The sequence below is a fragment of the Thermobrachium celere DSM 8682 genome, assembly GCF_000430995.1.
Taxonomy (GTDB): Bacteria; Bacillota; Clostridia; order Clostridiales; family Caloramatoraceae; genus Thermobrachium; species Thermobrachium celere.
On sequence record NZ_HF952039.1, the window covers coordinates 202,867 to 205,630 of the forward strand.

The 2,764-nt window shown below is 34.4% G+C and carries 3 protein-coding genes, 6 tRNA genes and 1 rRNA gene (1 of these 10 cut by a window edge); 2 read left to right on the plus strand and 8 right to left on the minus strand.

From position 1 onward, the window contains the following. Both TCEL_RS14470 and TCEL_RS12550 read right to left on the minus strand, forming a co-directional pair. A 16S ribosomal RNA gene (locus TCEL_RS14470) occupies nt 1–277 on the minus strand; it reaches 1,288 nt to the left of the window's first position. Nucleotides 278–477: 200 nt separating this feature from the next. Continuing rightward, on the minus strand, nt 478–975 hold the full coding sequence (locus tag TCEL_RS12550) for a hypothetical protein (RefSeq protein ID WP_040684119.1): 498 nt from the start codon (nt 973–975) through the stop codon (nt 478–480). A 296-nt stretch (nt 976–1,271) separates the two neighbouring features. Between TCEL_RS12550 and TCEL_RS13605 the strand changes: the two genes are divergently transcribed. Beyond that, complete coding sequence (locus tag TCEL_RS13605) at nt 1,272–1,454, plus strand: hypothetical protein (RefSeq protein WP_018666638.1); 183 nt, start codon at nt 1,272–1,274, stop codon at nt 1,452–1,454. Between the two features lie 244 nt (nt 1,455–1,698). After that, nucleotides 1,699–2,187, plus strand: coding sequence for a hypothetical protein (locus tag TCEL_RS12555; RefSeq protein WP_018666640.1), 489 nt, complete (start codon nt 1,699–1,701; stop codon nt 2,185–2,187). A gap of 33 nt (nt 2,188–2,220) precedes the next feature. On the opposite strand, the gene TCEL_RS12560 is transcribed toward TCEL_RS12555, so the two are convergent. The 6 genes from TCEL_RS12560 to TCEL_RS12585 all read right to left on the minus strand — a co-directional run bounded on the left by TCEL_RS12560 (nt 2,221) and on the right by TCEL_RS12585 (nt 2,743). Further along, nucleotides 2,221–2,295: transfer RNA gene (locus TCEL_RS12560), tRNA-Cys, on the minus strand. Between the two features lie 11 nt (nt 2,296–2,306). Continuing rightward, nucleotides 2,307–2,382, minus strand: a tRNA-Gly gene (locus TCEL_RS12565). A gap of 8 nt (nt 2,383–2,390) precedes the next feature. Further along, a tRNA-Phe gene (locus tag TCEL_RS12570) sits at nt 2,391–2,466 on the minus strand. A 5-nt stretch (nt 2,467–2,471) separates the two neighbouring features. Next, nucleotides 2,472–2,555, minus strand: a tRNA-Leu gene (locus tag TCEL_RS12575). Nucleotides 2,556–2,561: 6 nt separating this feature from the next. Next, nucleotides 2,562–2,637: transfer RNA gene (locus TCEL_RS12580), tRNA-Lys, on the minus strand. Nucleotides 2,638–2,665: 28 nt separating this feature from the next. Beyond that, nucleotides 2,666–2,743, minus strand: a tRNA-Lys gene (locus TCEL_RS12585). Nucleotides 2,744–2,764 lie beyond the last annotated feature (21 nt).

Below are 2,764 nucleotides of genomic sequence, written 5' to 3' on the forward strand. Positions count from 1 at the left end.
TTGGTGAGCCATTACCTCACCAACTAGCTAATGGGCCGCGGGCCCATCCTTGAGCGGAATTAACCTTTGGCTAAGACGCCATGCGGCATCTTAGCGTTATGCGGTATTAGCAGGCCTTTCGACCTGTTATCCCCCTCTCAAGGGCAGGTTACCCACGTGTTACTCACCCGTCCGCCGCTAAGGTTCAAGGAGCAAGCTCCTATCCCCTCCGCTCGACTTGCATGTGTTAGGCACGCCGCCAGCGTTCGTCCTGAGCCAGGATCAAACTCTCATGTTCTAACCTGAGCTTCAAAGTACGTTCGCTCTCGCTGTTCAGTTTTCAAGGACCGTCGACGCTTATTTATGTTATCACGTCTTTTTCATTTTGTCAATATCTTTTTTGTTTTTTCTTTTTCATCGCTGCTCCCCGCAAGCGACTTTTATATATTATCACTTTAATTATATATTAACATAGGCATAAATGCCCTTTAAATTAAATTAGCTTATAATATCTTTTATTTTCTCTATTATTCTATTTGTATTAATTCGTGATACACAAGGATTAGTTGATTTAACTTCAATTTTATTAACTTCATATGTAGATATCACATCTGGAGCTATAATTAATATGAACAAAATAACCATTATTCCCTTTGCTATGAAAATTTTTATATTGTTATCAATTCTTCTTAATCCTATTGAATTTTCAATATAATTTAAAATAAAAAGCAAGCCCACTGAAGCCATTGTAAATATAAATGTAAGTTCCTTTATCTTTGTAACTATATTCTTTAAATCTTCTCTAGGTATACTTTTATAATTATGTACCCACCTACTTAAATCAACCCTAGAATCAGAAAACATAAACATCTTATGCAAAAAATTTAGTGCAACTAAAATCAAAAGAGCAAACGATAAATTAAATGATGTGAAATTTATTAAGTATAATGGTACAATACACATAATAAACGAAAAAATATAGTTTAACTTCCCCATCTTCTTATCCCCCATATTATACTTTTAATGAAATACTAATATATATTTCTTGTTTTTTCAATATTCAATTTAGATAAACCAGTTTGTGAATATGTTTAAAATAAATATATCTCTTCATTAATATGTTTTTGTTTACAATTATTTGTAACTGGTTTATTATTATTTATATATACATTTTCCCAATAAATAATATTTCTAGAAAAAAATTTTCTGTATTAATTTTTTATTTTTCTTCTAAGGTTTGTCCAACGCAGAATGCACTTGCTATTTTTCTATCTAATGAAATTATAAAACCAATGGGGGTAACTACTCCTGCCTTCAAAGAATATATAACTTCCTATGCAAGTTTAGATAAAACGCAACTAACTCAATCGAAATTATTTGTAGATAGAGCATATAAGCATAATACAGTATCTGACTATGTATCAACTGCGGCAACAATAATAAATTTCATAAAAGGAAGTACTATTGGATATTAGAGTCAAGCTTTTAAGTTGTCTCATATGCTATTAAAGCAGATATTAAACCATATGAAACTGTTTCTTTTTGTTATGATGCATATATACTAGATTTAAAGAATGGATAACTTTCAATAGAGATTATTAATCTATAGATTGGCACCTATCCATTATCCTGTTGTAGTTTCATACCATCATTAATACAAAATTAGGATATGATTTTAATTTTTTGCCAATATAATATTTTCTACTAAGGGGGATAATTATGAAAATAATAAAGACAAACACAACTAAATTTTTATATGTTATTGCAATAATATTCATTGTTATTACAATAGCAGGTGCATTCTATACTAGACCTACAAAATTCCATAAGACATTCAATAATCCTATTTCAACAACAGATCTTATATCTGTTTCATCTAGCCCAACTATAGAAATTGACGGGTTTATTACTAAAAGATTATCTATAAAAGATTTTAACAAACAAATAATTTTAAATGGAAAAATAAAAATTGATAACAAAACCTATGATTTGTTTGCATATAATCTTGGAAAGGCAACTAATTATGTTGTATTTGGAGAAGTAAAAGAGAATTCAAATGATATGTATCCTAAATATATGTTGTTTTTATTTGATGACTATAATTCAATATATTTAACTGGTTTTGATAGTAAACATTACATAGCTTCTCCTGCTAAAACAATAGATGATATCAAAAACTTACAAACAAAATTACAGAGAAAAAACTAAAATAAAAAGACTGCTTTCGCAGTCTTTTTTGTTTGGAGGCGGCACCCAGATTCGAACTGGGGAATAAAGGTTTTGCAGACCTCTGCCTTACCACTTGGCTATGCCGCCATATTAAATTTTGGAGCGGGAAACGGGACTCGAACCCGCGGCATTCACCTTGGCAAGGTGACGCTCTACCAACTGAGCTATTCCCGCATAAAATTTGGTGGCCAGAGCCGGAATCGAACCAGCGACACGGGGATTTTCAGTCCCCTGCTCTACCTACTGAGCTATCTGGCCAGGGATGGTGCGGGCGGAGGGACTTGAACCCCCACGCACTGGGCACTAGATCCTAAGTCTAGCGCGTCTGCCAATTCCGCCACGCCCGCATATTATGGTGGGCCATCGGGGACTCGAACCCAGGACACCCTGATTAAGAGTCAGGTGCTCTACCAACTGAGCTAATGGCCCAAATTTTTCAGCCTTACGGCATTTAAAGTGGTGAGCCACCGGGGGAATCGAACCCCCGGACACCAAGATTAAAAGTCTTGTGCTCTACCGACTGAGCTAGTGGCTCTTATGGCTGGGCAGGCTGGAC